24 protein-coding genes and 6 tRNA genes are annotated in these 26,406 nt (G+C 40.5%); 15 read left to right on the top strand and 15 right to left on the bottom strand.

What is annotated here, in order from left to right:
• Nucleotides 1-11 precede the first annotated feature (11 nt).
• The 8 genes from rpsR to ACQ76V_RS04825 all read right to left on the bottom strand — a co-directional run bounded on the left by rpsR (nt 12) and on the right by ACQ76V_RS04825 (nt 7,259).
• Nucleotides 12-263 carry a 30S ribosomal protein S18 gene (rpsR, locus tag ACQ76V_RS04860; protein ID WP_440999349.1) on the bottom strand — a complete coding sequence of 84 codons (252 nt, stop codon included), beginning with the start codon at nt 261-263 and terminating at the stop codon, nt 12-14.
• A gap of 31 nt (nt 264-294) precedes the next feature.
• Nucleotides 295-675 (bottom strand): 30S ribosomal protein S6, encoded by a 381-nt coding sequence (gene rpsF, locus ACQ76V_RS04855; RefSeq protein ID WP_440999348.1) that lies wholly within the window; start codon nt 673-675, stop codon nt 295-297.
• Between the two features lie 165 nt (nt 676-840).
• Nucleotides 841-2,292 (bottom strand): NADH-quinone oxidoreductase subunit N, encoded by a 1,452-nt coding sequence (locus ACQ76V_RS04850; protein WP_440999347.1) that lies wholly within the window; start codon nt 2,290-2,292, stop codon nt 841-843.
• A gap of 5 nt (nt 2,293-2,297) precedes the next feature.
• Entirely contained in the window at nt 2,298-2,588 is a 291-nt protein-coding gene (locus ACQ76V_RS04845; RefSeq protein WP_440999346.1) for a 4a-hydroxytetrahydrobiopterin dehydratase, read from the bottom strand.
• 4 nt (nt 2,589-2,592) lie between these two features.
• The gene (locus tag ACQ76V_RS04840; RefSeq protein WP_440999345.1) at nt 2,593-4,200 is read right to left on the bottom strand and encodes a complex I subunit 4 family protein; all 1,608 of its coding nucleotides are present in this window, start codon (nt 4,198-4,200) and stop codon (nt 2,593-2,595) included.
• A gap of 13 nt (nt 4,201-4,213) precedes the next feature.
• On the bottom strand, nt 4,214-6,235 hold the full coding sequence (nuoL, locus tag ACQ76V_RS04835; RefSeq protein WP_440999344.1) for an NADH-quinone oxidoreductase subunit L: 2,022 nt from the start codon (nt 6,233-6,235) through the stop codon (nt 4,214-4,216).
• 207 nt (nt 6,236-6,442) lie between these two features.
• Nucleotides 6,443-6,745: an NADH-quinone oxidoreductase subunit NuoK gene (nuoK, locus tag ACQ76V_RS04830; RefSeq protein WP_440999343.1), complete on the bottom strand. Its 303-nt coding sequence runs from the start codon at nt 6,743-6,745 to the stop codon at nt 6,443-6,445.
• Complete coding sequence (locus tag ACQ76V_RS04825; RefSeq protein WP_440999342.1) at nt 6,738-7,259, bottom strand: NADH-quinone oxidoreductase subunit J family protein; 522 nt, start codon at nt 7,257-7,259, stop codon at nt 6,738-6,740. The genes nuoK and ACQ76V_RS04825 overlap by 8 nt, the downstream gene beginning before the upstream one ends.
• 275 nt (nt 7,260-7,534) lie before the next feature.
• Here ACQ76V_RS04825 and ACQ76V_RS04820 point away from each other — a divergent pair, with 275 nt between their 5' ends.
• Together ACQ76V_RS04820 and ACQ76V_RS04815 are read left to right on the top strand one after the other, a co-directional pair.
• Nucleotides 7,535-8,551, top strand: a complete 1,017-nt coding sequence (locus tag ACQ76V_RS04820) for an AAA family ATPase (protein WP_440999341.1) — start codon at nt 7,535-7,537, stop codon at nt 8,549-8,551.
• Between the two features lie 79 nt (nt 8,552-8,630).
• Entirely contained in the window at nt 8,631-8,891 is a 261-nt protein-coding gene (locus tag ACQ76V_RS04815) for a hypothetical protein (RefSeq protein ID WP_440999340.1), read from the top strand.
• A gap of 104 nt (nt 8,892-8,995) precedes the next feature.
• Here ACQ76V_RS04815 and rpsA read toward each other — a convergent pair whose 3' ends face one another.
• Entirely contained in the window at nt 8,996-10,981 is a 1,986-nt protein-coding gene (rpsA, locus tag ACQ76V_RS04810; RefSeq protein ID WP_440999339.1) for a 30S ribosomal protein S1, read from the bottom strand.
• Between the two features lie 84 nt (nt 10,982-11,065).
• Nucleotides 11,066-11,719, bottom strand: a complete 654-nt coding sequence (cmk, locus tag ACQ76V_RS04805; protein WP_440999338.1) for a (d)CMP kinase — start codon at nt 11,717-11,719, stop codon at nt 11,066-11,068.
• 150 nt (nt 11,720-11,869) lie between these two features.
• On the opposite strand from cmk, the gene rpsT reads away from it, so the two are divergent.
• From rpsT to ACQ76V_RS04790, 3 genes are all read left to right on the top strand, one after another.
• Nucleotides 11,870-12,121, top strand: a complete 252-nt coding sequence (rpsT, locus tag ACQ76V_RS04800; RefSeq protein ID WP_440999337.1) for a 30S ribosomal protein S20 — start codon at nt 11,870-11,872, stop codon at nt 12,119-12,121.
• Nucleotides 12,122-12,133: 12 nt separating this feature from the next.
• Nucleotides 12,134-13,654 carry a 2,3-bisphosphoglycerate-independent phosphoglycerate mutase gene (gpmI, locus tag ACQ76V_RS04795; RefSeq protein ID WP_440999336.1) on the top strand — a complete coding sequence of 507 codons (1,521 nt, stop codon included), beginning with the start codon at nt 12,134-12,136 and terminating at the stop codon, nt 13,652-13,654.
• A gap of 363 nt (nt 13,655-14,017) precedes the next feature.
• Nucleotides 14,018-16,645 carry an ATP-dependent Clp protease ATP-binding subunit gene (locus ACQ76V_RS04790; RefSeq protein ID WP_440999476.1) on the top strand — a complete coding sequence of 876 codons (2,628 nt, stop codon included), beginning with the start codon at nt 14,018-14,020 and terminating at the stop codon, nt 16,643-16,645.
• Between the two features lie 118 nt (nt 16,646-16,763).
• Here ACQ76V_RS04790 and ACQ76V_RS04785 read toward each other — a convergent pair whose 3' ends face one another.
• Nucleotides 16,764-17,882 carry a hypothetical protein gene (locus tag ACQ76V_RS04785; RefSeq protein WP_440999335.1) on the bottom strand — a complete coding sequence of 373 codons (1,119 nt, stop codon included), beginning with the start codon at nt 17,880-17,882 and terminating at the stop codon, nt 16,764-16,766.
• A gap of 132 nt (nt 17,883-18,014) precedes the next feature.
• Between ACQ76V_RS04785 and ACQ76V_RS04780 the strand changes: the two genes are divergently transcribed.
• The 8 genes from ACQ76V_RS04780 (at nt 18,015) to ACQ76V_RS04745 (ending at nt 21,189) form a co-directional block, all read left to right on the top strand.
• Entirely contained in the window at nt 18,015-18,974 is a 960-nt protein-coding gene (locus ACQ76V_RS04780) for a glycosyltransferase (protein ID WP_440999334.1), read from the top strand.
• Between the two features lie 64 nt (nt 18,975-19,038).
• Nucleotides 19,039-19,112 (top strand) — tRNA-Pro (locus ACQ76V_RS04775).
• Nucleotides 19,113-19,198: 86 nt separating this feature from the next.
• Nucleotides 19,199-19,272: transfer RNA gene (locus ACQ76V_RS04770), tRNA-Arg, on the top strand.
• Between the two features lie 15 nt (nt 19,273-19,287).
• A tRNA-Cys gene (locus tag ACQ76V_RS04765) sits at nt 19,288-19,358 on the top strand.
• A 32-nt stretch (nt 19,359-19,390) separates the two neighbouring features.
• Nucleotides 19,391-19,463 (top strand) — tRNA-Glu (locus ACQ76V_RS04760).
• A 71-nt stretch (nt 19,464-19,534) separates the two neighbouring features.
• A tRNA-His gene (locus ACQ76V_RS04755) sits at nt 19,535-19,608 on the top strand.
• A 110-nt stretch (nt 19,609-19,718) separates the two neighbouring features.
• Nucleotides 19,719-19,791, top strand: a tRNA-Glu gene (locus tag ACQ76V_RS04750).
• A gap of 126 nt (nt 19,792-19,917) precedes the next feature.
• Nucleotides 19,918-21,189, top strand: a complete 1,272-nt coding sequence (locus tag ACQ76V_RS04745; protein ID WP_440999333.1) for an MgtC/SapB family protein — start codon at nt 19,918-19,920, stop codon at nt 21,187-21,189.
• Between the two features lie 28 nt (nt 21,190-21,217).
• Here ACQ76V_RS04745 and ACQ76V_RS04740 read toward each other — a convergent pair whose 3' ends face one another.
• Nucleotides 21,218-21,670 (bottom strand): DNA-binding protein, encoded by a 453-nt coding sequence (locus tag ACQ76V_RS04740; protein ID WP_440999332.1) that lies wholly within the window; start codon nt 21,668-21,670, stop codon nt 21,218-21,220.
• Nucleotides 21,671-21,688: 18 nt separating this feature from the next.
• Nucleotides 21,689-22,963, bottom strand: a complete 1,275-nt coding sequence (locus tag ACQ76V_RS04735; RefSeq protein ID WP_440999331.1) for an NAD(P)/FAD-dependent oxidoreductase — start codon at nt 22,961-22,963, stop codon at nt 21,689-21,691.
• 282 nt (nt 22,964-23,245) lie between these two features.
• On the opposite strand from ACQ76V_RS04735, the gene ACQ76V_RS04730 reads away from it, so the two are divergent.
• On the top strand, nt 23,246-24,130 hold the full coding sequence (locus tag ACQ76V_RS04730; RefSeq protein WP_440999330.1) for a universal stress protein: 885 nt from the start codon (nt 23,246-23,248) through the stop codon (nt 24,128-24,130).
• 21 nt (nt 24,131-24,151) lie between these two features.
• Here ACQ76V_RS04730 and ACQ76V_RS04725 read toward each other — a convergent pair whose 3' ends face one another.
• Both ACQ76V_RS04725 and ACQ76V_RS04720 read right to left on the bottom strand, forming a co-directional pair.
• Nucleotides 24,152-24,973 carry a class I SAM-dependent methyltransferase gene (locus tag ACQ76V_RS04725; RefSeq protein WP_440999329.1) on the bottom strand — a complete coding sequence of 274 codons (822 nt, stop codon included), beginning with the start codon at nt 24,971-24,973 and terminating at the stop codon, nt 24,152-24,154.
• Nucleotides 24,974-25,031: 58 nt separating this feature from the next.
• Nucleotides 25,032-25,988: a glycosyltransferase family 2 protein gene (locus tag ACQ76V_RS04720; RefSeq protein WP_440999328.1), complete on the bottom strand. Its 957-nt coding sequence runs from the start codon at nt 25,986-25,988 to the stop codon at nt 25,032-25,034.
• An 88-nt stretch (nt 25,989-26,076) separates the two neighbouring features.
• On the opposite strand from ACQ76V_RS04720, the gene ACQ76V_RS04715 reads away from it, so the two are divergent.
• On the top strand, nt 26,077-26,400 hold the full coding sequence (locus ACQ76V_RS04715; protein WP_440999327.1) for a MerR family transcriptional regulator: 324 nt from the start codon (nt 26,077-26,079) through the stop codon (nt 26,398-26,400).
• Nucleotides 26,401-26,406: the final 6 nt, after the last annotated feature.

Below are 26,406 nucleotides of genomic sequence, written 5' to 3'. Positions count from 1 at the left end.
AATATCTTTTTTTATCGAAGGTTATCTGCTACATACGGAAGTAATCCAAGAAAACGAGCGCGCTTAATAGCACGAGATAGCTGTCGCTGATATTTTGCACTCGTCCCGGTTACACGACGAGGAAGAATTTTTCCCTGGTCGTTCATAAATCTTTCTAACAGGTCCGTATCTTTGTAATCAATATATTCAATGCCCGCTTTTGTAAACTTGCATTCGCGGGTTTTAATGTGTCCCTTCTTTGGGTGTGATGGATTCTTAATCATAATCTTAAATAATTTTGTTTATAGAGATGAATTAATCTTCGTCTTCTGCTTCTTCCTCTTCATCGACAAAGACCTGGGGAACAGCGTTTTTACGCTGTAAATCACGATGGCGTTTCATCTTTGCATCGTACTTGAGCGTTAAATAGCGCATTACATGATCATCAATGCGAAGACCCCGTTCCAGCTTTTCGATCAATTCTCCGGGAGCAGTAAAATAAGCGTTTACATAGTAACCACTTGATTTACCGTCCATTTCGTATTCAAACTTACGGATTCCCCATTCATCAACTTCATCAATTTCACCTTCGTTATTTCGAATAAGTTCGGTGAATTTTTCGACGATCTCTTCGTATTGATCGTCTTCTAAGACAGGATTAAGTATATAAGTTAGCTCGTAATAATTTCTACTCATGTGATATGTTTCCTTTGGTTGTTCCTAATTGAAACAGCCGACGTGGTGACTTTCACTCGTCAGCAGGCACGCAAAAATAGGCTTTTTTGCATTTAATTCCAATCCATGATTGGATAATCTTTTATACCTGCATCAATGCAATTAGAAAAAGTAAAACGGCTTTATTTACTGTCCCATTAAATGGGTAACCCAGTCAGTGCTATAGTAAGAGGAAAGCAAATTATGCAGATCGCCAAAAGCTATACCAAAATAAAGCGTTAGTATAGCCAATACTACCAACGTTGAACGGAATACAATTCCTGAACGAACTAACGGAACATCTTTATGTGCATCACGGAAATACATATATACCATCGGTCGCAAATAATAATATACACTTGCTGCACTTGCGAGGGCAAGAATTATTGCCAAAGCCACATACCCAGCATTAATAGCCGCAGCAAAGATTAAATATTTTCCTATAAATCCTACGAAAGGTGGAATACCGGCCAATGAAAAAAGGAAGAATGAAAGTAATACTCCCATTAGTGGTTTTTTAAAGCCTAAACCTGCATAATTATTGATATCTGTGAAATCGAGTCCCTGCTGACGCTCATAATACGCCACAACTCCAAACGCTCCAATATTCATTATGGTATATGCAAAAAGATAGAACAGTACAGCACTGTAGCCTTCCGGTGTTCCTGCCGCCAATCCGACCAATACATATCCTGCATGCGCAACACTTGAATAAGCAAGCATTCTTTTAATATTATCCTGTACAATGGCGATCAAATTACCCAATACCATCGTAAGTATTGCAATAACTTCAATTACTCCAGCCCAGTCAGCGGTTTCTGCAGGAATCATTTTAGATAGAACTACTAACAAAGCAACAAAGGCGGCTGACTTAGAAGCAGTTGCCATATAGGCAGTAATAGTTGTTGGTGTTCCTTGATACACATCCGGCGTCCACATATGAAATGGAACAGCTGATACCTTAAAGAAGAACCCAATTAACAGTAATGCCGCACCTGCAATGAAAAGTAAATTTGAGCTGGCAGCTTCTGCAATTTCTGTAAGATACAACGAACCCGTTGCTCCATATAATAGCGCCATTCCATATAGTAAGAACCCGGTAGAAAAAGCCCCCAGTAGAAAATATTTAAGAGAAGCTTCTGCCCCGATTTTTTGCTCTTTAATTATCCCTGCCAGGATATACAAACAGATCGACATCGTTTCGATACCAATAAATATCATAATTAAATTATTGGCACTGACAAGACCCAACATACCAGCTGTGGCAATGAGCAGGAGGGAATAAACCTCCCCGTATTCATGATCAATAGCATTTAGATATTCTCGCGAAATAAGAACACAAAACAGCGCTCCAAATAAAACCACACTACTTCCAAAAGCTGAAACCCCTCCATAGGTTATCATACCTGAAAATGCTTCTCCAACGGGACCAAACATATCCATTAGAGACAAGACAAGGCCTGCTAAAAGAGAAAACACTGTAAGGCCATATATAGACCGGTGATCATCTTTGTAGGCATCAATGGTTATAGCGATAAGCCCCGCAAGTGCAACAATGACTCCGGGTAAAAAAGCGTTAAGATCGTGTAAGTAATCCATGCAACTTAGTTATTAAACAGTGACTCAATAATTTTTGCGAGCTTGATATCTTTCTCGGTTACTTTTCCGCCTGCATCATGGGTGCTCAACGAAATATCAACCGTGTTGTAAACATTGAATATTTCAGGATGATGAACCTGTTCTTCAGCCTCAAATGCTATACGATTGATAAAAGTTATGGCGTCCCGAAAATTATCAAACCCAAATTCTTTAGTTAACTTATCATTTTCGTGACTCCAACCGGGTAATTCTGAAAGTTCATCGGCAACTTGATCGTTAGAAAGCGGTTCTGCCATAATTCTATTGGTTTTCTGTTTTCGATGCTAATTCATCCGTAACATCATATAAATTAGAAGCCCATTGAGGTAACTCTTGGCTGTTTGCTGATTGTTGTATAGCCAATCGCTTTTCATTAGATGATTCAAGCAATTCCTGTACCTGAACTTCGGAATATTGGGTGAAATCTGTTGGCCGAATCCCAATCCATACCATAAAAATTACAAGCGGTATTAATAGCCCTATTTCACGTGCATTTAGATCAATAAGCTTATGATTTTCTTCATGCTTTATCGGCCCAAACATTACACGCTGATACATCCACAACATATAAACTGCAGCCAATATAACCCCCAAAGCTGCAAATACTACAAATGCATTTTGTGGAAGTACTTCAGAACTGAAAGTTCCGTTCAGAATCAAAAACTCACCAATAAATCCATTTAATCCCGGCAAACCAATTGATGCTAATGTTGCAATCATAAACATCACGGCGAAAACAGGCACTACTTTCGCAATGCCACCGTAGTCTTTAATATCACGGGTATGCGTACGGTCATAAATCATTCCAACAATTAAGAAGAGAGCTCCCGTAGAAAGACCGTGATTAATCATTTGTATAAGGGCCCCCTGCACCGCAATGGTGTTAAAGGCGAACAATCCCAACACAACGAATCCAAGGTGACTAACTGATGAATATGCTACCAATTTCTTAACATCTTTCTGAACCATTGCCACAAGCGCACCGTAGATAATTCCGATCACTGCCAAAGTTGCCAGATAGGGGGCGAATTCTACAAAAGCGTTGGGAAACAGCGGTAAACAAATTCTGAGCAAACCATAAGTTCCCATCTTCAACATAATGGCGGCCAGTACAACCGAACCTGCTGTCGGCGCTTCGGTGTGTGCATACGGCAACCAGGTATGAAATGGAAACAGCGGAACTTTGATAGAAAATGCTAAGGCAAATGATAAAAACAGATAGGTCTGTTCTACCAATCCAATCTGATATTCACCGCCGGATAAAAATCGCCAGTCAGTCGTAAACTTATACCCTTCAATAGCGGCACCCGCATCATATCCTGTATAAATCAGCCCAACCAACATAATGAGCGAACCAACCAATGTGTACACAAAAAACTTCACGGTAGCATGAACACGATTTTCGCCACCCCAAATTCCGATAAGGAAGTACATTGGGATCAAAGAAAGCTCAAAGAAAACGTAAAAGACAATCAGATCTAACGAAGCAAATACTCCCATTGAAGCCGTTTGCAGTAGCAGAAGCATAGAATAGTATCCCGCCAAATGTTTTTTGACAGAATCCCAAGATGATAATATTACAATAGGCCCCATAAGAGTTGTCAGCATAAACAGAAGCAAACTAAGTCCATCGAGCCCAATAAGATATTTAATATCAAGGCCTGTCATGATATTAGTTCCTTCTGTCAGATATTGAATGGCACCAGAGTTAGCTACATCAAAATTAAATAGCAGTGGTAGCGACAATAGAAATGTTACAGTAGTAGCAACGAGGCTTATCCACTTCGTAGCTTTGTCATTCCGGACAGCAAGGATTCCGGCAATTCCTAACAGGGGTAAATAAATAACTAAATTTAGCAGTAACTCCATTATCAGTTCTTTTTTACAGGATCAACATACTTAGTACAAGAATAACACCTAACACCAATGCCAGCGCATAACTGCTGGTAACACCAGTCTGGATATACCGGAATACACTTCCGAATAGTCTAACAACACCGCCAACAGTATTGACAACACCATCTATGATCTTCATATCAAATTTGGCTAAACCTTTTTCTGACCATCGGACCGTAGGATGGACAACAATACCTTCGTACAACTCATCCAAGCTATATTTTTCGCTCCATGTTTCGTAAAGTGCTCCAAAACGATCAGCAAGCTTGGCATCAGAATCTTCCGTAGCACCACTACCATACATTCGATATGCAGTATAAACACCTCCCACTGCCACAAGAATAGATGCGGTCATCAAAATCCATTCCGTAGAATGTGACAATGCAAGATCATAGTCAGCAGTCACACTATAAAGCCAATTATGTAACAGATTAATATGTTCTTCTTGATGCGTAAAGGTTGATAACAAGAAATTGGGCACCCCTAAAAATCCACCGACAACTGAAAGTCCGCCAAGCGTCCAAAGCGGAATGGTCATGCTTTTTGGGCTCTCGTGTAGATACTGTTCAGCTCCGGTCGCCTTATTGATCTTTTCTGGGAGTTTAAATTCACCATTAAATGTCCCAAAAGTTAAACGGAACATATAGAATGCTGTTAAGAACGCAGTTATAATTCCAACTACCCAAAGAAGCAGATATAATGACCCTGCAAATTCTCCAAAGCCAGCATTAAAAGTAAAGGCCAAAATTTCATCTTTTGAAAAGAATCCGGCTAATGGTGGAATTCCGGCGATAGCAATAGTAGCAATCAAAAAAGTTTTGTAGGTGGATGGCATATATTCTTTAAGACCCCCCATAAAGCGCATATCCTGCGGATCAAAATGCACATCCTTGCCCTCGTCGTGGAGTCCGTGCTCTACATGCTCCATAGCGTGAATAACCGATCCTGAACCAAGGAAGAGCAGCGCTTTAAAAAATGCGTGAGTTACAACATGAAACATAGCTGCCGTAAATGCTCCCGAACCCAACGCTAAAAACATGTATCCAAGCTGAGAAACAGTTGAATACGCCAGCACACGCTTGATATCATTCTGAGTTAGAGCAATCGTTGCGGCAACCAGCGCCGTAAGCGCCCCAATAACAGCAATGATCATCATCACTTCGGGCGCCATCACAAACATCTCTGACATTCGAGAAATCAAATAAATACCGGAAGTAACCATTGTCGCTGCGTGGATCAAGGCTGAAACCGAGGTAGGACCCGCCATGGCATCTGGTAACCAAACAAAAAGAGGTATTTGTGCACTTTTACCGGTTGCCCCAATGAACATTAACAAAGCGATCCAAAATTTATCATCAGCGGGAATAGCCTCAAGACTGGATAGGATTATATCAAAATCCAAGCTACCTACATGTTGAAATGTCAAAAACATCGCTACCAGAAATGCAAAATCGCCAACACGGTTATACCAAAAAGCCTTGCTGCCGGCAGCCGAGTTAGCCATATCCGTATACCAAAAACCAATCAGAAGATACGAACAAAGTCCTACCCCCTCCCAACCAAGAAACAATAGCAAAAGGTTATTTGCCATAACCAAATTGAGCATGGCAAAAATAAACAGGTTCAGATAGGCAAAAAACTTCCAATATCCTTCATCATGCCACATATATCCCACAGAGTAAGTGTGGATCAAAAAGCCGACGCCTGTTACGACAAGCACCATCAAAATAGACAGCTGATCAAGCTGATATGCAATATCTACACTAAAGCTACCAACATCGATCCAAGTAAAAAGTTCTACTATAATGGGATCTGATCCCTGCCCCATATTCATAAAGAAGTAGACAGCAATGGCGAATGGAACAAATACTGTTAGGTTGGCAATAGTACCGATAAGAGCTTTACGCCGGCGAAAAGACTTGGAACTCAATCCAAGAAGGCCATTTACGAAAAAACCCAGTAGTGGCAATGCAATAATCAGACTTGTAAGCGCAGTAGCAGAATCCATTAAAAAAGATCTTTCAAATTTGTATCCAAATACATTTTTCGGCCCAAATGTAGCCAACACCCCTTGCATTTACAAGGGTAAATTCACAAGTGGCAAAGATACAAAAAAGTGAGTGAAGGTAAAGAATAGAATTATTGTTTAGACCCATTATAGAAATAGAAAAGGCTCCCGATTTTGGGAGCCTTTTAAAAAAACCAGCTGCCGCATTTACCAGCGCAATAAATTTATATTACTAATATCAACAGAAAGATTATTTCGAAAAATCGCAATAATAATTGCTAATCCAACAACGGCCTCTGCTGCAGCTACTGCAAGGGCAAAAAATACTAAAATTTGTCCGTCAACATTTCCAAAATGGCTACTAAACGAAACCAGAGACAAATTTACGGCATTAAGCATCAGCTCAACACACATAAAGATAACGATAGCATTTTTACGAATTAAAACACCAACAATCCCAACACAAAAAAGAAGTGCACTAAGCGCTAAAAACCAATCTATACTAATCATTTGTTGCTCCAGATTTAATTTTATGTTGTGCTATCATAAGGGCCCCATTAACAGCCGCTGTTAAAAGCAGTGCAATAATATGGAAAGGGAGCAAATATTGCGAATAGAGCACATCTGCTACAGCTTCAACGGTTCCCACTTCAGCCATTTCCGGGGACACCTCTGGTAACATTTCTGTAAAGCTGCCAATACTATATAAAAGCTGTGAAAAAACAACAATCCCTACCAAAAATGCCACAAAGTATTTAACACGAAATTGACTAAATAGGTTTTCTTCATCTTGTACGTTTAGTAACATAATTACAAATAGAAACAGCACCATTATTGCACCGGCATATACCAAAATCTGAATAACGGCTAAAAACTGTGCCTTTAATAATAGAAACAGTCCAGCCAAGGAAACCATATTCAATACCAAGAATAATGCGCTGTTTACGGTATTTTTACTGATCACCATTGCCAAGGCTGATGTAACAGCTAAAACAGCTAAGAAAATGAAGAAATAAGTTATCATATCAATTTGTTTATTTTTGTGGCTTCAAAGGTAGATAAATTTAAAAACCTCATCAACTTAAATTGTAGAAATCTATTCCATCAGAAAGGTTTATACTGGATCAAAATAAAATGGGGATGCATTCAGTTATCAAATATTGTTTTTCGAATCAAATTATAAAAGAAAATTCCATAGAAAAGAATCCATAATTTCCATTTATTTACATTGTGATTTTTGATATATAAAATGCTAAATCAAGCTACTACAGTTCATATTAATTAATAATAAATTACCTTATGAGTAACGCCTCAACGTCAGCAGATTCGGTAGATATGGAAAAGCTGAGTGCTAAAATTGAAGAATCCAGTGCTTTTATCGATGACATTTATAAAGAACTAAATAAGGTTATTGTCGGTCAGCGTTATATGATCGACCGACTCCTGATCGGGCTATTAGCTGACGGTCATGTACTTTTAGAAGGAGTTCCCGGTCTCGCCAAAACTCTCACGGTTTCCTCCCTGGCAAAAGTAATTGATACAAAATTCCAACGGTTGCAATTTACTCCGGACTTACTACCTGCCGACTTAATCGGTACCTTAATTTACAATCAAAAAGAGGCAGAGTTTACCGTTAAAAAAGGACCTATCTTTGCAAACATCATCTTGGCTGATGAGATCAATCGTTCGCCTGCCAAGGTGCAAAGTGCTTTGCTTGAGGCTATGCAGGAACAACAAGTAACAATTGGAGAAGAAACCTATAAACTTGATGACCCATTCCTTGCTTTGGCTACGCAAAACCCTGTTGAACAAGAAGGAACATATCCATTGCCCGAAGCACAGGTTGATCGATTTATGATGAAAATAAAGATCGATTATCCCACCGAAAAAGAGGAGTTAGAAATTATGCGCAGGATGGCAAAGACCGGTGCTGCTGAAGAATTAAAACCTGTTATCAATACCCAAAAAGTGTTAGAAGCTCGTGAGGTAATCAATGAAATTTATGTTGATGAAAAAGTAGAGAAATATATTATCGATCTCGTCTTTGCTACCAGAACCCCCAGCAACTATAAGCTTGAAGACCTTTCGGAACTTATCAATTTTGGGGCTTCTCCCCGGGCCTCTATTAACTTAAACTTGGCTGCAAGAGCTCACGCCTTTATGCAGCATCGTGCCTATGTTACTCCCGAAGATGTACGAACTATTGCTATGGATGTACTGCGCCATCGAATCATTCCCACCTTTGAGGCTGAAGCTGAAAATATTACCTCGGAAGATCTCATTAACAAGATTCTCTCAACGGTTCAAGTACCCTAATGAACATGTTCTTATAAAAATTTGATACACTTTCAGTAGCTATATTTCTTTTAAAAAACATCTCATCCAAACTTCTTTTATGGACATTAATTTTGTTTCCAGAACAGATATAAACATCTCTAAAAAAAGTACTTCCAAATACAAACCATTACTCGACGCCGTAAAAAAGTTAGACCCCGGCGGAAAAGCCCTTGAGGTCTCATTTGAAGACGAAAAAGAACTAAATTCGATGCGCAATGTGGTTTATGGCTATAATAAAGATACTGATGAGAAGGTAAGGAGCAGCAAGCATCCCCAGAAAAATATCGTATTCTTTTATAAAGAAGAACAAGAAAACTAACCGTAAAAGACTCCTCCTTCTTTCAATTCTTTTAACAAAAAAGAAAAGGCTCAGAGTTACTCACTCTGAGCCTTTATGAATTCAGTAAGAAAAAGAGTTAGGAATTACTCTTCTTCATCAGCGTTATCTTCTTCCTCCTCAACCTCTTCGGCCTTCTTTTGGAGGTTACGTGCTGCTTTCTCTTTATCAGCCATCTCTTTTTTGAGATCAGCAAGCCCAGACATTTCACCTAATGTAGGTGTGCCTGTTTGTGGAGCAGGTTCCTGCTCTTGCTTGCCTCGGCTCTTCTTCTTAGAAGATTGAGCTTCCTTAACATCTTTCTCACGCTGACTTAGCGTAATGTTTTTGTTGGTCTCATCCAGCTCTATTACATAAGCCTTAACGGTGTCGCCCTCTTCGAAGTTTTCTTCGGGTTCACCTTCGGCTTCTGTTTTGCTTGCAGGGATGAATCCTTCAAGATCATGTGGCAGCTTCACAAATACCCCTTTGTCGGTTGTCTTAAAGACTTCACCTTCAACTTGGTTTGTGCCGCTGTACTCTTCAGCGAATTTCTCCCATGGATTCTCCTCAATCTGCTTGTGACCAAGCGTAATTCGACGGTTTTCAAAGTCAATCGCTAGAATTACAACTTCAATCTCTTCATCCTTATCGATAACCTCGTTTGGATGATTAATCTTCTCAGTCCAGCTCAAGTCAGAAATGTGGATGAGTCCGTCAATTCCGGGTTCGAGTTCAACAAACACTCCAAAGTTGGTGAGGTTGCGAACCGTTCCCTTGTGCTTAGACCCAACAGGATAACGCTCGTCGATATCTTCCCAAGGATCTTTCTCAAGCTGCTTGACGCCGAGTGAAATTTTCTTCTCAGGCTCATTCACATTCAGCACAACACAGTCGATTATATCATCCTTGCTAACCAACTGTGATGGGTGCTTGATATGCTGTGTCCAAGACATCTCACTAATATGGATAAGTCCTTCAACACCTTTTTCAAGTTCAATAAAGGCCCCGTAATCAGCGATTGAAACAACCCGACCCTGAACCTGAATATTTTCAGGATACTTAAGATCGATTTCATCCCATGGATGCGGCTGCAGTTGTTTAAGACCGAGAGAAACACGCTTGGTTTCTTCATCAAAGTCGATAACCGCAACATTGAGTCGCTGATCAAGTGATACAATTTCTTCGGGATGGTCAACACGTCCCCAAGACAGATCAGTAATGTGAAGCAGACCGTCAACACCGCCGAGATCGATAAAGACACCGAAGTCGGTAATGTTTTTGACGATACCTTCAAGCACCTGCCCTTCCTCAATAGTTGAGAGAATCTCTTCGCGCTGCTCTTCGAGATCAGACTCAATAAGCGCACGGTGAGAAACAACTACGTTTTCGGCAGACATGTTCAGCTTAACAACCTGAAACTCCATCGTCTTACCAACATAGGCATCAAAGTCGCGAACAGGTCTTACATCAATTTGAGATCCGGGCAAGAATGCATCAATGCCCATAATATCGGCAACCATACCACCTTTAATACGACGTTGAATCTTTCCTTCAACAATTTCGCCGGTCTCAGCTGCGCGTTCAATGGTCTCCCAAGCATGCAGAATATCAGCCTTGCGACGAGACAGAATTAGCTGGCCCTCCTGGTCTTCAACTTTATCTAAAAATACATCAACTTCGTCGCCGGGCTCAAGGGTTTCAACCACTTCGTCAGGGAATTCATTAGTTTGCACCATCCCTTCTGATTTAAAACCAATATCAACGACAACATAATCTTCATCAACAGAAACAACACGCCCTGTTACAATCTCTTTTTCTTCAATTTCGTTAAGCGTATCTTCGTACATACCTGCAAGCTGATGAAACTCTTCATCAGAATAATCTTCCGATGCAGCCTGCAGTTGATCATAAGTATATGTTTCTTCTTCCTCTACATCGCCGGAAAATACTGCTATTTCCTCTTGTTCCGGTTCAACCTGAACTTCTTCTTCAGTAGTTGTTTCAACAGCAGTTTCTTCAGTTACCTCCTCGGTAGCTGTATCCTGCTCCTGTTTTTTGTTAGCTTGTTCTTCTTTTACTTCTTCGGTCATTATGAGTTTTAGTTAAAATTACCGCATTCCAAAATTCTTCGGAATGGGATTAGATTAGAGTTATAATTAAAGTTCTTATTTATCTTACTTTAGTTCTTCGCTTATCATTGAACAAATTTTATCAACTTGCTGTTCAAACGTTAAGTTCGTTGTATCAAGTTCGATAGCGTCAGCGGCTTTTTTCAACGGATCAGCCTGACGTTTAGAATCTTTTAAATCTCGTTCGGCAATATTTTGTTTCACTTCTTTTAAACTTAATCCGGGATTTTTTTCCTTTCGTTCTTTTAATCGACGTTTAGCACGTTCTTCCAAATCCGCAGACATAAAAAACTTCAGTTCCGCATCAGGAAAAACAGCCGTTCCCAGATCACGTCCTTCGGCAACATATACACCTTCTAAAACAACATCACGCATCAAATTATTCACAAAAGATCGAACGCGAGGAAGTGCTGCAACCTCACTAACAGCTTTGGTTACTTCAGTAGTTCGTATCTTATCGGTAACCGATTCTCCATCTATCGCTACATGAAATTTCTGATCCTCATAATAAAACGAGATCTTTTTCTGATTCAACAAAATAAAGAACGCTTCCTTATCCCGGTTCGCTTCCAAATAAATCAAGGTAGCCGTTCTATACAAGGCCCCGGAATCGAGGTATTCAATATCTAACTTGTCTGCTATTGCACGGGCCGTTGAACTTTTGCCCGAACCAGCCGGACCATCGATCACTATGATCATAAACGAAAGTCTCCTAACTTACCTTTAATTTACTAATTTTTCAATGATTTCTTGTTTAACACTTCCAGAAATTTTAACTTTGACGTCTTTCTGAATTGGCGCAGAAAATACAAATTAATTTCCAGAACTGATAAGAAACTCTTAGAAATCATGCCACAACATCAATCAGCAAAAAAACGAGTACGACAAAACGAGAAGCGTCGTGTCCGAAATCAAGCCAAGCGCTCTAAAATGAAGACATTAATTAATAAAGCGCTTGAAACCACTGAAAAAGAAGAAGCAGAAAAAGCTTTTAAAGAAGCCAGTTCATATCTTGATAAAATGGCTGCTAAAGACTTTGTTCACAAGAACTTTGCCGCGCGCAAAAAGTCAAAAATAGCGAATCACGTTAACAGCTTGTAAAAGAAAAGTCTATTGGCTAACCCTTATTCCAAAGCACTTCTTGTAATCTTAGACGGCTTCGGGTTGGCCGAAAATCCCGAAGTAAGCGCAATTGACAAAGCGCAAAAGCCGTTTATCGATTCTCTTTTTGTCAATAATCCCCATTCTAAATTGTCGGCCAGCGGTAAAGATGTTGGCTTACCTGATGGACAATTCGGCAATTCTGAAGTCGGCCATCTGAATATAGGTGCGGGGCGAATTGTGCCCCAGGAATTAACCCGTGTCAATAAATCTATTGAGGATGGCAGCTTTTTCAACAATGATGTCTTGAAGAAGGCCTTCGAAAAAGCAAAGAAAAATGGTCGCATCCATATTATGGGGCTGTTTTCTGATGGCGGGGTACACAGCTATAATGAACATCTTTTTGCCCTACTGAAATTTGCTCAATCCACGGGCATTGACAATACCTATGTTCATGCTTTTACCGATGGACGCGATACCTCCCCTCATGGAGGTATCGACTACGTAAAGGAATTTCAGCAGCAAGCCAAAAATATCGGGGCCGGTGAAATTGCTTCTATTGTAGGCCGATACTACGCAATGGATAGAGATAACCGCTGGGAACGAACACAACTGGCTTATGATTTACTGGTTCACGGCGAAGGAGAACAATTTGATAATGCTGTTGAAGCACTTCAGTCATCGTATGATGAAGACGTAACTGATGAATTTGTTAAGCCAAAACTTATCAATTCATCTCCCGATTCTCGTATCCAAAAAGATGATGTGGTCATCTTCTATAATATCCGGGGGGACCGGGCGCGCCAAATCACCCGCGCTTTAACTGAAACAGGCTTTGATAAATTCAAGGTAGAGAAAAACCTGAACCTGCATTATGTAACTTTTACTTCGTATGACGATACCTTTAATCATGTTCAAGTGGCCTACCCGCCCTTAAGATTAAAGAACACCTTGGGCGAAATTGTTAGCAAGCATCATCTGAAGCAGTTACGTATCGCTGAAACAGAAAAATATCCGCATGTCACCTACTTTTTCAATGGCGGTGAAGAAACGGCCTTTGAAGGGGAAGAGCGTATATTAATACCGAGCCCAAAAGTTGCTACCTACGATCTTCAGCCCGAAATGAGTGCTCTTGAGGTAACGGATGCACTCTGTACTCAATTAAATACTGAAAAATACCATTTGGGTATTCTTAATTTTGCTAATCCTGACATGGTAGGTCACACCGGCAGTATGGATGCAACTATTAAAGCAGTGGAAACTATCGATCAACAATTAAAGAGAGTTGTTGAAACTGCAACCAAACACAATTATAAAATTCTTATTATTGCCGATCATGGAAATGCCGATTGCCTGATCAACGAGGATGGAAGCCCTCATACAGCCCATACTTCAGCACCGGTGCCTGCACTTATTTTAAACGAGCCAAATATTAAGATGAAAGACGGTATTCTGGCTGATGTTGCTCCTACCCTGCTAAAACTAATGGGGATTAAACAACCTAAAGAAATGACAGGATCCCCGATTTTCTAATTTCTAAATAATTAGAAATCAAGTTTCCTTCTTCCTATTTTAAGAACAAGCGATTGAGGTTAGCGATATTTTATAGGCTTGTTTACTGCACAGTTTTTTAACGTAGAACTAAAAGCATCTGCAGTAACATTAATTAAGCCTGTTTAGGCTACCTGCTTGGCTTTCAATAAGCTATTAAAAAATTAATTTAGGGGGTATTCAAACTCGTGAATTTTTAAAATTTTATGAATTTCCCGATAGCTTATTTTGTTTGCTTTTGCACTATGCCAGCACTACTTTCGTTAAAGAATATGAACTAAATATTCTGGTCACTCGTTAAAGCGGATGACAAGTAACTTTAAAACTACTGAAGGTTCGATTTTTATGGAGGGCAATTTCTCTAGCAAGGTTCGAGATGTAATACAGTTTAGCCGCGAAGAAGCACTTCGTCTGGGTCACGACTACATTGGAACGGAGCATTTGATTCTGGGTATCGTTCGACTTGGCGAAGGAGTAGCTGTTAAAATCTTGAAAAATCTAAATTGTGATCTTTTTAAATTAAAAAAGACTGTTGAAGATACAGTACGCGGCACCGGCGGTTCGGTAAAAGTGGGAAATATCCCCCTTACGAAACAAGCCGAAAAAGTACTGCGCATTACCTATCTCGAAGCTAAATTATACAAAAGTGATACCATCGGTACCGAACATCTTCTATTATCACTTTTGCGCGACGACGAGAATATTGCTGCACAAATACTTCAACAGTTTAATGTATCTTATGACGCAGTGCGTGAAGAGTTAGATCTTATTATTTCAGGGAAATCCTCTGATAAAGATCGCAAAGATTCTGGTTCTGTATCAGCAAGTTTATCATCCTCAAAAGGAGGAGGCGGTTCCAAATCCTCCGGAAGCTCAAGAGAAAAGAAAATGGAAAAATCAAAAACTCCTGTACTTGATAATTTTGGCCGTGATTTAACACAGCTGGCCGAAGAGGGTAAACTCGATCCAATTATTGGTCGAGAAAAAGAGATCGAGCGCGTTGCTCAGGTCTTGAGCCGTCGTAAGAAAAACAACCCGGTGCTTATCGGTGAACCCGGCGTAGGTAAAACAGCTATTGCCGAAGGATTAGCTACGCGTATTGTAGAACGTAAGGTTTCACGTGTACTTTATGATAAGCGCGTTGTGGCATTGGATCTTGCTGCTTTGGTTGCAGGAACAAAATATCGTGGTCAATTTGAAGAACGCATTAAAGCAGTTATGGGTGAGCTGGAGAAAACCCAAAATGTTATCCTCTTTATTGATGAGCTCCACACTATCGTCGGAGCCGGAGGAGCAAGCGGTTCACTCGATGCATCTAACATGTTAAAACCTGCCCTTGCACGAGGCGAAGTTCAAGCAATCGGGGCAACCACGCTCAATGAATATCGCCAGCATATCGAAAAAGATGGCGCCCTCGAACGTCGCTTCCAGAAAATAATGGTTGATCCCACTACCCCGGAAGAAACTACTGAGATTCTATCACAAATTAAGGACAAGTACGAGGAACACCACAGCGTACGGTATTCTGATGAAGCTATTGAGGCCTGCGTTAAACTTACTGATCGGTATGTAACAGATCACTTTTTGCCGGATAAAGCCATTGATGCTCTTGATGAAGCCGGTGCACGTGTTCACTTGTCAAATATCCATGTACCGCAGCATATCATTGACCTGGAAGAAGAAATTGAAAAAACCAGCAATGAGAAAAACGGCATGGTTAAAAAACAACGATTTGAAGAAGCAGCCCGTCTGCGTGACAAGGAGAAACGTCTTACAGAAGAACTGGAACAGGCCCAAAAAGAATGGGAGAAAGAATCCGAAGAGATTGTTTATGATGTTGAAGAAGAAGACGTTGCTCAAGTTGTTGGCATGATGAGCGGTGTACCGGTAAGCAAAATTAACCAGAGCGAAAGCAAGAAACTGGTTAAGATGAAAGAAGAGCTTTCCAAGCAGGTTATTGGTCAAAACGAAGCTATTGTTAAGCTTACCAAAGCAATTAAGCGTACACGCGCCGGACTCAAAGATCCCGAGCGACCTATTGGTTCATTTATTTTCCTTGGCCCAACCGGTGTAGGAAAAACAGAAATGGCCAAAGTACTTGCCCAATATCTCTTTGACAAGGAGGATGCACTCATTCGTATTGACATGAGTGAGTATATGGAAAAATTCTCCGTTTCCCGATTAGTCGGGGCCCCTCCGGGCTATGTAGGATATGAAGAAGGCGGTATGCTTACCGAAAAAGTGCGACGTAAACCCTACAGTGTGGTTCTACTGGATGAAATCGAGAAAGCACACCCTGATGTCTTTAATATTCTGCTCCAGGTTCTGGATGACGGTATTCTTACCGATAGCCTTGGTCGCAAGGTGGATTTCAGAAACACCATCATAATCATGACTTCCAACATTGGAGCTCGTGATATTAGAAGCCTGGGTGAGGGTATTGGTTTCTCAAGTGAAGCAAAAAGCTTCGATTACGAAAAAATGAAATCCACCATTCAGGATGCTCTTAAAAAGGTATTCAATCCTGAATTCCTAAACCGTATTGATGATGTGATCACATTCCGTGCACTTGAGAAAGAAGATATCTTTAAAATTATTGATATTCTTTCTGATGATCTCTTTAAGCGCATTCATGACCTCGGTTATGAGATTGAAGTCACAAAAGGTGCTAAAGACTTCTTAAGTGATAAAGGGTTCGATCAGAAATACGGGGCTCGTCCGCTTAAGCGTGCTATCCAGAAATATGTGGAAGAGCCGCTGGCTGAAGAGTTGTTAGAATCGGAGCATGAGGAAGGAGCTCAAATTAAGATTAAAATGAATAAATCTCGTGATGGGCTCCTCTTCGATTGGTCAGATACTGGGGAAACCACTGATGTGGAAACCAGTGACGATGAAATAAAAAAAGCTGCGAAGGATAATGATTCCGATGACGACTCTGAAGATGAGAAATCTACCTCAGAGGCTAAGGCCTAAGACAAAAACTTCTTAATTATTTTACATAGAAAAGCCTGACAGGTAAGTCATAACCTGTCAGGCTTTCTTATTTTTGAATATATTTTTCTCTTACTTATCAGTTAACGAAACAGTACTGCTAAAAATCAGCTCTAATATCGATCATTTTATTGGCTCCTGTTAAGGTATAAGAATTTAGAGAATTTCTGATGAATTGAAGATTAATCGCCTGACTCAAGCCCAGTGTACCAGAAAAATTTTGGCTTGCAATGGATCGCTGTTTTAAATTAATTGCTCGAAATTCAATATTACTCAATCTCCCGGAGCGATCAGAATAATTACCGGTTAGCGCTAATATTAAATGATCCTCGGAGAAATAATCAGCTATCATAATAGGTGACCTAAAACTGGTTGCTCCCAAGCTTTCACCACTCAGGGTATTGTATACCATCACACGTCCCCCTGAATAAATTGTGACCTGCTCCAAATCATCGGTAAAGTTCACGCCTTTCAAGTCTTCTTCTGCTTTTATTGTATTCAACTCATTGCCATATTGATCCATGATCAGCACTTTATCATCACTCCCTTTTTTAGCAGTTATGACTGCAATTAAACGTCCATCTTTCGATACCGTAACATTTTTTAAATATCGGTCGCTGCTAAAAAAGATATCCTCAAATTGTTTGGGGCCGGTACGGACCTGTACTTTTGATCCCAACTCTCCATTACGTTTAATTTTCGGATTATAAATCACCACCGTATTGCCTGATTCGCTTGTAGCCACTTCCGAAATTGCCTCTCCCTCTGTGCTTTGGCTACTGCTTGACATACTTGTTACGATCTCTCCAAAAGAATCATAAAAGGTGAAGTTGGCAATTTTATCTCGTAGCAGCGTATGCCCGTTACTAAAGGGATATAACCCAAAAGATGCCTTATCCGCTAATGAAATCGTGGAAAAAGAAGTAAGCTTTTTGCCTTGAGGATTATAGAGCACGATCTCTCCTTCCTGATTCTTCCAGGTCAGCGTACTAATTATATTGTTATCAGATGAAACTCCTACAGCATCAAAACTTTGTTCCCTGCCACTGTCTAAAAAGCGTATAGACTGAGAACCAAAAGTGACCCTGCTATTTCCAAGTGTGAAGGTGGATATATTATTGTCAGCTGTATGCTCTGCAACGGATATATTTAAAGATTGTCCCAAAGCCATTGAGGGAAACAAGAGAAAAAGCAGGATTTTGAACATCTTAGGTGCCATAGAAGAGAGATTTCACTAATTAAAATTAAAAGCTTAAGAACGGAATTATTTATCAGAGTTTCATCTGTATATATCCAAAATTCTATAATATTATTTGTAGATTTAGCCTGTTTAAAAATTTAAACGCACGCTATGTTTTTCTCTGTTATAATTCCCGTATATAACCGTCCACACGAGGTGGATGAGCTGTTGCATTCCTTAACGCAACAAACGTATCAAAATTTTGAAACGCTGATCATTGAGGATGGTTCTGAAGAACGGTGTGATCATATTGTGGAACAGTATCAAAAACAGCTTGATATACGCTACTATTACAAAGAGAACTCCGGACAGGGATTTAGCCGTAACTACGGCTTTGAACGTGCCAAGGGGGATTATTTTATTGTGTTTGATTCGGATTGTCTTATTCCATCTCATTATTTTGAGACGGTCAATAGCTATCTAAACATACATAAATTGGATGCTTATGGTGGACCTGACAGGGAACATAAAAACTTTTCGCCCATCCAAAAAGCGATTAGCTATGCTATGACCTCTCCCCTAACTACAGGAGGTATCAGGGGTAATGAAAAACATGCCGGCACGTTTCATCCACGTAGTTTTAATATGGGGATTTCCCGTGAAGTATATGAACAAACGGGGGGATATCGGATTACAAGGATGGGCGAAGATATTGAATTCAGCATTCGTATCATAAATCAAGGGTTTAAAACCGGACTTATCTCGGAAGCCTATGTATACCATAAGCGAAGGACCAGTTTAAAACAGTTTTTTAATCAGCTTCATTTTTTTGGACGGGCACGCATTAATATTAATCGGTTTCACCCCGGTGAAATAAAATTCATTCACACCCTTCCCGCCTTTTTTACCATTGGATTATTGCTGTTTCTCACACTTCCATTTTGGAACCTTAGCTTGTTTAACATTCTTCTGATACCCTTTATTTTATTCGTTTCGCTCATCTTCGGGCATTCATCTGCAAAATATTCAAACTTATATATTGGATTGCTAAGTGTTGCTGCCACATTTATCCAGCTCACTGGTTATGGAATAGGGTTTTTAAGTGAGTTTTGGGAAGAGCAGAAAGAGTGAGAAATTCATTGGATTTGAAATTGATTTGAGATGTAAAGTCCCTTATATTTGACATCTTTCTAAACGGGGAGTAGCGCAGTCCGGTAGCGCATTCGCTTTGGGAGCGAAGGGTCGCAGGTTCAAATCCTGTCTCCCCGACTTTTAGCAATTTCCAAATTGCATAATCAAGTTGTGAAAACTTGAATGTTTGACGTACTGATTTTGTAATTTGCCTTTGAGTTAGCGCGCCCGTAGCTCAACTGGATAGAGCAACGCCCTTCTAAGGCGTAGGTTACAGGTTCGACTCCTGTCGGGCGTACAAGAAAACCTTTAAGGCGACGTGGCCGAGTGGTCAGGCAGAGGTCTGCAAAACCTCCTACGGCGGTTCGATCCCGCCCGTCGCCTCTGAAGCTCTTATGTGCTGAAATTTATATCATGCCGCGTTCGTCTAGGGGTTTAGGACGCCGCCCTTTCACGGCGGTAGCACGGGTTCGAATCCCGTACGCGGTACTCTCGTTCTTTTTATTGATTACTTTATTTGGCAGTTATTCACTTCCAAAACCATAAATTTAAACTTAATGGAGCTCGTAGCTCAGTTGGTTAGAGCGCCAGGTTGTGGCCCTGGAGGCCGTGGGTTCAAATCCCATCGGGCTCCCATTTTTTTGGCATTAAAGGTTGTTTGAAATCATACAAAAACGTATCCTTGATGCCTTCTCCTTAGCTTTGCTGATATATTCGGCAAGGCTTTTTTACTGATTTTATTATGCCGCGTTCGTCTAGGGGTTTAGGACGCCGCCCTTTCACGGCGGTAGCACGGGTTCGAATCCCGTACGCGGTACTTAAGCAAAGCCACTGTAGGTAATATGCCTGCAGTGGTTTTTTTATGTATTGAAATAAACTTTGGTTTCAGAATTCCGTCCACTATCATACATTAGTTGTATGCTATTAAACATAACTTCTGGCTATGGATCTGGATTTTACTCTAATTTGGAATTTACTATCAGCACTCGGCATTGGGCTGCTTATCGGTATTGAACGCGGCTGGAGTGGGCGGCTTCAAGACGAAGGTGACCGTATAGCAGGGATCCGTACATTTAGTCTTGTTGGCCTGTTTGGAGGAGTTTGGACGGAAGTAAGCCAATTTATCAACGAATGGGTACTTGCTGTTGCCTTTCTTGCCTTAGCAGCTCTTGTAATTACATCGTATGTAGTTGAGGCAAAAGTGGAGGAGCAAAAAGACCTTGGGATAACCACAGAGGTTGCCCTGCTTCTTACTTTTACACTTAGCTCATGGGCAGCTTTCGGTTATCATGTATATGCCCTTGGTGTAACAGTGATAGTAATAGCGCTATTGAGTCTAAAGCCAACATTACACAATTGGTTACATAAAGTTGAGGTTAAAGAAATTTATGCCGGTATCAAGCTGTTAATTATTACCGTCATCCTCTTGCCTCTATTGCCCAATAAAGGATATGGCCCCTGGGAAGCAATTAATCCGCATTGGATTTGGTGGATGGTCGTACTTATTTCCGGTCTGTCTTTCATCGGCTATATCCTTATCAAGTATTTGGGCGAAAATAAAGGCACCATGTTAACAGCTATTACGGGTGGCTTGGCTTCCTCTACAGCGGTAACGCTGAGTCTTGCCCAATTTGCCCGACAGCAAAAAAAGATGGTCAGTGGAATTTTTATTGCCGGAGTTCTGGTTGCCTCTTCGATTATGTTCGTACGAGTAGGTATAGAAGTTGCAGTGGTTAACAGCTCTCTGTTATATCCACTGTGGATTCCACTCGCAGTTATGCTGATCCTTACATTGGGAAGCGGATTCTGGCTCTGGCAAAAACATCTACAATTGGAAGACGATCAACCGCCTATTGAATTAAAAAACCCACTACAATTTTTTACCGCTTTACAGTTCGGGTTACTGCTGGGCCTCATTTTACTGCTGGCCACCGCCATGGAACAATGGTACGGAGACCAAGGAATTTACCTCCTCTCATTATTCTCAGGACTGATGGATGTTGATGCTATTACGCTTTCCCTTTCACGCATGGCTCAAGAAGGCACCAGTCCAACAGTAGCAACGCTCGGAATTTTGATTGCTATTATCACCAATACGTTAGTTAAGGCCGGCCTGTTTATCTTTTGGGCCGGTTATGATAAAAGCAAAAAACTGATCTGGCTTATTGTCATTATTTCTGCTATCGGAGCAGTCAGTTTACTTCCTTTTATATAATCCAACCCACCATAAGATGGTTACAATCTTATGATACCTTACGCCAGCTTTGCCATACGGGATTACCCTTCTCATCCCGTAAAATCATCTGCATTTTTTCTTCTCTTATCTCTGAAGCGACAATAATTTCCGAATCCTTGAAAGTAACTCTGGAGCCCTTCACTTTAATCTTATCTCCCGATTTAAAGTGATGGGGCTGACGAGATATATACCAAAGGGGCCCAAGGTGCACCGGAATCTGCTCCTCCTTGGTATCTAAGATAAGATGAACACCATGTTTTTCATCCTTGACTTCTTTTGAGTTGGAAACTTCGAGCACTTCTCCTTTTACTTCTATCATTTTCTTAGGATCAAACGGGCGTTCGTATCCTCTTCGATGATTGAGACGACGAGCGACCGAATAAACAACGCCTGCAGCAGACAGTAATGCAATGCCTCCACCGACCTGTTGAACTTTTTTAATAACATCTTGTGTATTCATAACAACAAATTTTAGAATTTAAATTAAGGTTCTGTCAGCTATAAACTCAGACATAGGCAACCCCCAGGATGGTATTTTCCCACCCGTAGAATAATACATTGATTTGAAACCCATTTTTAACAGATGAGGAGTGTATCCCATCTTTAAGATACTTTTATCTCCACCCCACCACTCATCAGTATGCATATAGAAACCTTTGTGATCTCCCATATCCCCCATACAAATCAATTCGAACTCCAGAGGATCAATCTTATTATTCGGATTGTAGCCCCCAATTTCTTGTCCCAATACTTTGGCCAACACTTCAGCCTCCATGTGTCCCAGTGATCCAAGTTTTGGCACCGTTATCGAGGCCGCATCGCCTACCGCAAACACTTCGGGATAATCGGGATTCCGCATATGAAGATCAGTTACAATAAACCCCTGATCATCACTGATAGGCAGCCCCTTCAAAAAATCATGGGCCTTCCAGTTGGGAAATATAATTTTCATTTCAGCCTCCAGGCTACTGCCATCTTCAAACTCAATACCATCCTCATACAGGCGCTTAATACCTCTGGTATTGGCTTTATAACCATATCCCATCTCATCAAACATGGGAAGTAGCTTATCTAATATTTGTTGACCGGCATCCTCGGCAATAACCTCAGCCGGAGTAAACAACGTGATATTCTCCGGACCTCCCAATCCTCTTTTCTGTAGCCATTCGGCCATAGAGAAGGATATTTCTACCGGCGGACCTTCACATGCTGCTTCTGCTACGGGAATATTGGGCAGCTTCTCACTCTTCCCCTGAATAAAGTAATCCGATCCAATAACAATAGGCCCTCCTTTGTAACTGCCATCATGTAAATAACGGCGCACCTTATCACCATAATAAGTATCGGTAAAGGTATGGCCATATTTGCCAAATCCCTCTATCTCATCAAAAGCCAAGTTGTTCCCCAATGCAATAACCAGGTAATCATACCCAATTTCTTCTATGGCAGACCCCGATCGTTCCACTGGCTTAAATTCTACTGATCTCTTTTCCACATCTATACCCTGCACCTCTCCCTGTACAAAGTCAATATTGTCGCGATCCAGAAATTTGATAAAGGCAAAGTGTAGCGAAAGCTCTGGATTGTTATTATTCCAAACTTCTATTGGAATATTTGGAATAAAGGTGAGATACGGTTTGCGATCCATGCAGGTAATTTTAACGCTATTACCGGCATATTCCCGAATGTAACGTGCCGTTGTTAATCCTGCAAAATTACATCCTAATACCAGTATATGGGGTTGAGTAGTCATGACAAAAGTTTTAGCAATATTTTTACTTATGATTGCTAAATTTTTTAGTCAAGCCTGTGGCTGTTATTGCTATAACAAAAGTAGTGATATATATACCCTTGATATAAGGGTTTATCTCACATAATTTGCTTTCTTATGAACCCTTTTGGGTATTTATTAATGGTTGCTAAGCAAGTACTTAAATACCCTACAAACCTGTAAGGCAAAACGCTACACCAACAAATACTTTTTGATCTTATATATTGATCAACAGACGTTCGTTATTAAATGAATCTTACTGCTATGGCTTTCTCAATCAATCATATTTTCTTCCCAACAGATTTTTCTGATAATGCTAAACGAGCATTACCTTTCGCTGCAGAAATTGCACTAAAAGCAGGTGCCAAGCTGACTCTCTTCCATGCCACCCAAGAAACAATGGACATGGCTCCTGATTTTGAAAAGACTCGAGACCAGGTTATTGATGATAGTTCAAATCACTTTGATGAACTCTTAAATTCCTTGGAAGGAGATCGATATAACAATTTAGAAATTTCCACTATCATCCAAGATGGGCAGACCGTTACCGCTTTGCTCAACCAGGTAAATGAACATTCCGTAAATCTTATTGTAATGGGCACGAAAGGCGTGACTGGTGATCGAAACGCAATATTAGGCAGCGTAGCCTCCAGTGTTATTCAAAAATCGCCCGTTCCCGTGCTGGCCATTCCCACCGGCAGTAGCCTTGATAATTTTAATAACATGATCTTCACCAGCGATTATAAGGAAGGAGATGTAACAGCGCTATCCAATGTCGTTGATATGGCAAAACTTTTTGATTCAACCGTTGATATACTGCATGTGAGTGATCAAAAAAACATGGAATCAGAAATTAAATTCCGTGGTTTCCGGGATCTCGTAAATAAACATATCAACTATGATAAAATCACTTTTCATCATAAATATGATTTGGACTTCTTCCCGACCATTAGCCAATTCTTAGCAGACCATCCGGATTCTTTGTTAGTAATGGTGCGGTACAAAAAAACATTCTGGGAAAAACTGACAAATCGCAGCCTCTCAAAAGAGATGTCTTTTTATTCGAAAGTGCCTCTGCTGATAATGATTGGAGAAGAGAAAGTAAAACCCGATACCATTTTGGAGACCTCCGAAAAACAAAACAGTTAAAGACTTGGCACAGCCCGTTTTCTACTTTTGTGCCAGTGCATAAATTCCGGCCCCGCGTTGGTTATCATCGTGGATATCCAACGCCATCAGCAGCAAGCTCAAAGGCAATACCGGGATATAATAAATAGCCATTATTGGCAAAGCCCAAAGCTTTATTTTGTTAAGCCAAAGCATGGGATACTTAATAATTAACTCCCACGCCAAGTGCCCCTTTGGGCCATAAGTATAAGCAACATCTACTACTTTAAAACCGGAGTTCTCCAACTTCTGACTTATATCATTTTTTGAATATCCCGGACGAGCATGCTCATCAACGAAACTTTCATCGCCATCGGCATCTTCCTCAGAATAGATAGAGGGAGAATGCATCAGAAAATACCCCTTCTTTTGTAAGGAACGATGAATATTTTTCATGACCTTGATATCCTCTTCGATATGTTCAAGTACATCAACACAGATTACAAAATCAAAGGTATCCTCATAGTCGATTTCGAGCAAATCTTCTTGCTTAAATGAAATGCGTCCTGTTTTTATTTCCTCCTCAAAATAACGCCGCGAATCTTCCAGGTAATCTTTTTTTACATCGATGGCCTGAACAGTGACATTGTTAAATTCCTGTAAAATAAACCTATCGTATTGTCCAAATCCCGAGCCGGCATCAAATAACTTCCACTCCCCTTTGTCATCCAGTTTAGAGCCAAATTGGCGTAATATTTTTCGAATATACCAGCTCCGTAAAAAGAACAGATCCAGTATTTTATAGAAGAGCGTCCGAAGAAAACGGAATCGCCGAATAATCTGCGCAAACCGGTCCTTAACCGGATCGTAGGCAATACGACTCATTAACTAATTATTTTAACCATTACTAAATTCTTGTTAGCAACACCAGAATCCCATCTTTTTAAACCACTTCTTTGATATTAGGCTTCTGCTGCTTTTCATTCCGCTTTTGAATAAGTTCTCCCAAAAAGCCGATAGAAAAGATCTGGGCCCCCAATACCATCAGCATCACCCCCAGTAGCAGTAACGGACGATCACCAATAGGTTCACCAAAAAATATTTTATCGATGGACAGATAGGCATTAACAGCGCCACCCACAATCAAAAAGAGAAAGCCAAGCGTACCAAAAAAGTGCATGGGGCGCTGCAAGTAACGGTTCACAAACAGTAGAGTTAACAGATCCAAAAAACCGTGCATAAACCGGGAAAGTCCGAACTTAGTTTCTCCGTATTTTCGAGGATGATGCTCCACGACCTTCTCCCCGATCCGATCATATCCTTCAAGCTTGGCCAAGAACGGGATGTATCGATGCAATTCCCCATACAGATAAATATTCTCGATCACATCGGCACGGTACACTTTTAGTCCGCAATTAAAATCATTTAGATTAATCCCCGTTACCAGCGAGGTTACCTTGTTAAAAAAACGAGAAGGTATGGTTTTAGAAATGGGATCATGGCGTTCTTTTTTCCATCCGCTCACCAGGTGCAAGTTCTCTTCTTTAAGCTGCTGCAGCATCAAGGGAAGCTCATTGGGGTCATCCTGTAGATCAGCATCCATCGTGGCGATATAATCACCGACGGCTTTCTCAAAACCGGCTTGCAAGGCTGAGCTTTTTCCATAATTACGTTGCAGCCGGATGCCGGAGATATGCTCCTTGCCCTCCGTCACTTTTTTGATCTCCCGCCAAGAGTCATCAGTTGACCCATCGTCCACAAAAATAAGTTCATAGGTATGTTTACCTGATAACACCTCATGAACTTTTTTAGCCAGTTCACTAATCGACTCATCTTCGTTGAGCAACGGAACTATAACACTTAATTCTATGTGAGATCTGTTTGAATCTTTTTCAGGCAATGTTTTTTAAATATTTTGTATCAAAGAGTTAGAAATAATGCACCAGATGATGTATAATTAGCAATAAAGATACGCTTTTAGTCCTCTTATGAAAAAACTTTATTACTCTATAGGTGAAGTCAGCGATATTACCGAAGTCGAGGCGCATGTATTGCGCTATTGGGAAACGGTATTTGACGAATTAAATCCCAAGAAAAATAAAGCCGGTAACCGCGTCTACAAAGAAAATGATATTGAAACAATTTTAAAACTGAAGGAGCTGATCCAAGAGAAAAAATACAGTACCGAAGGAGCTCAGCAGGTGCTTAAGAAAGATGAAGAAGAGGAAGAGTCCAAAGAAATTCCCGTGAGTGTTAAAAAAGATCTGAAAGAAATTAGATTATTCCTCAACCAACTCCTTGAAAAACTTTAGGGCTCC

The organism is Fodinibius sp. SL11 (assembly GCF_052060035.1).
In the GTDB taxonomy this organism is placed as follows: domain Bacteria; phylum Bacteroidota; class Rhodothermia; order Balneolales; family Balneolaceae; genus Fodinibius.
Note: the sequence above shows the minus strand (reverse complement) of the source record. Positions and strands in the feature narration are given on the sequence as shown.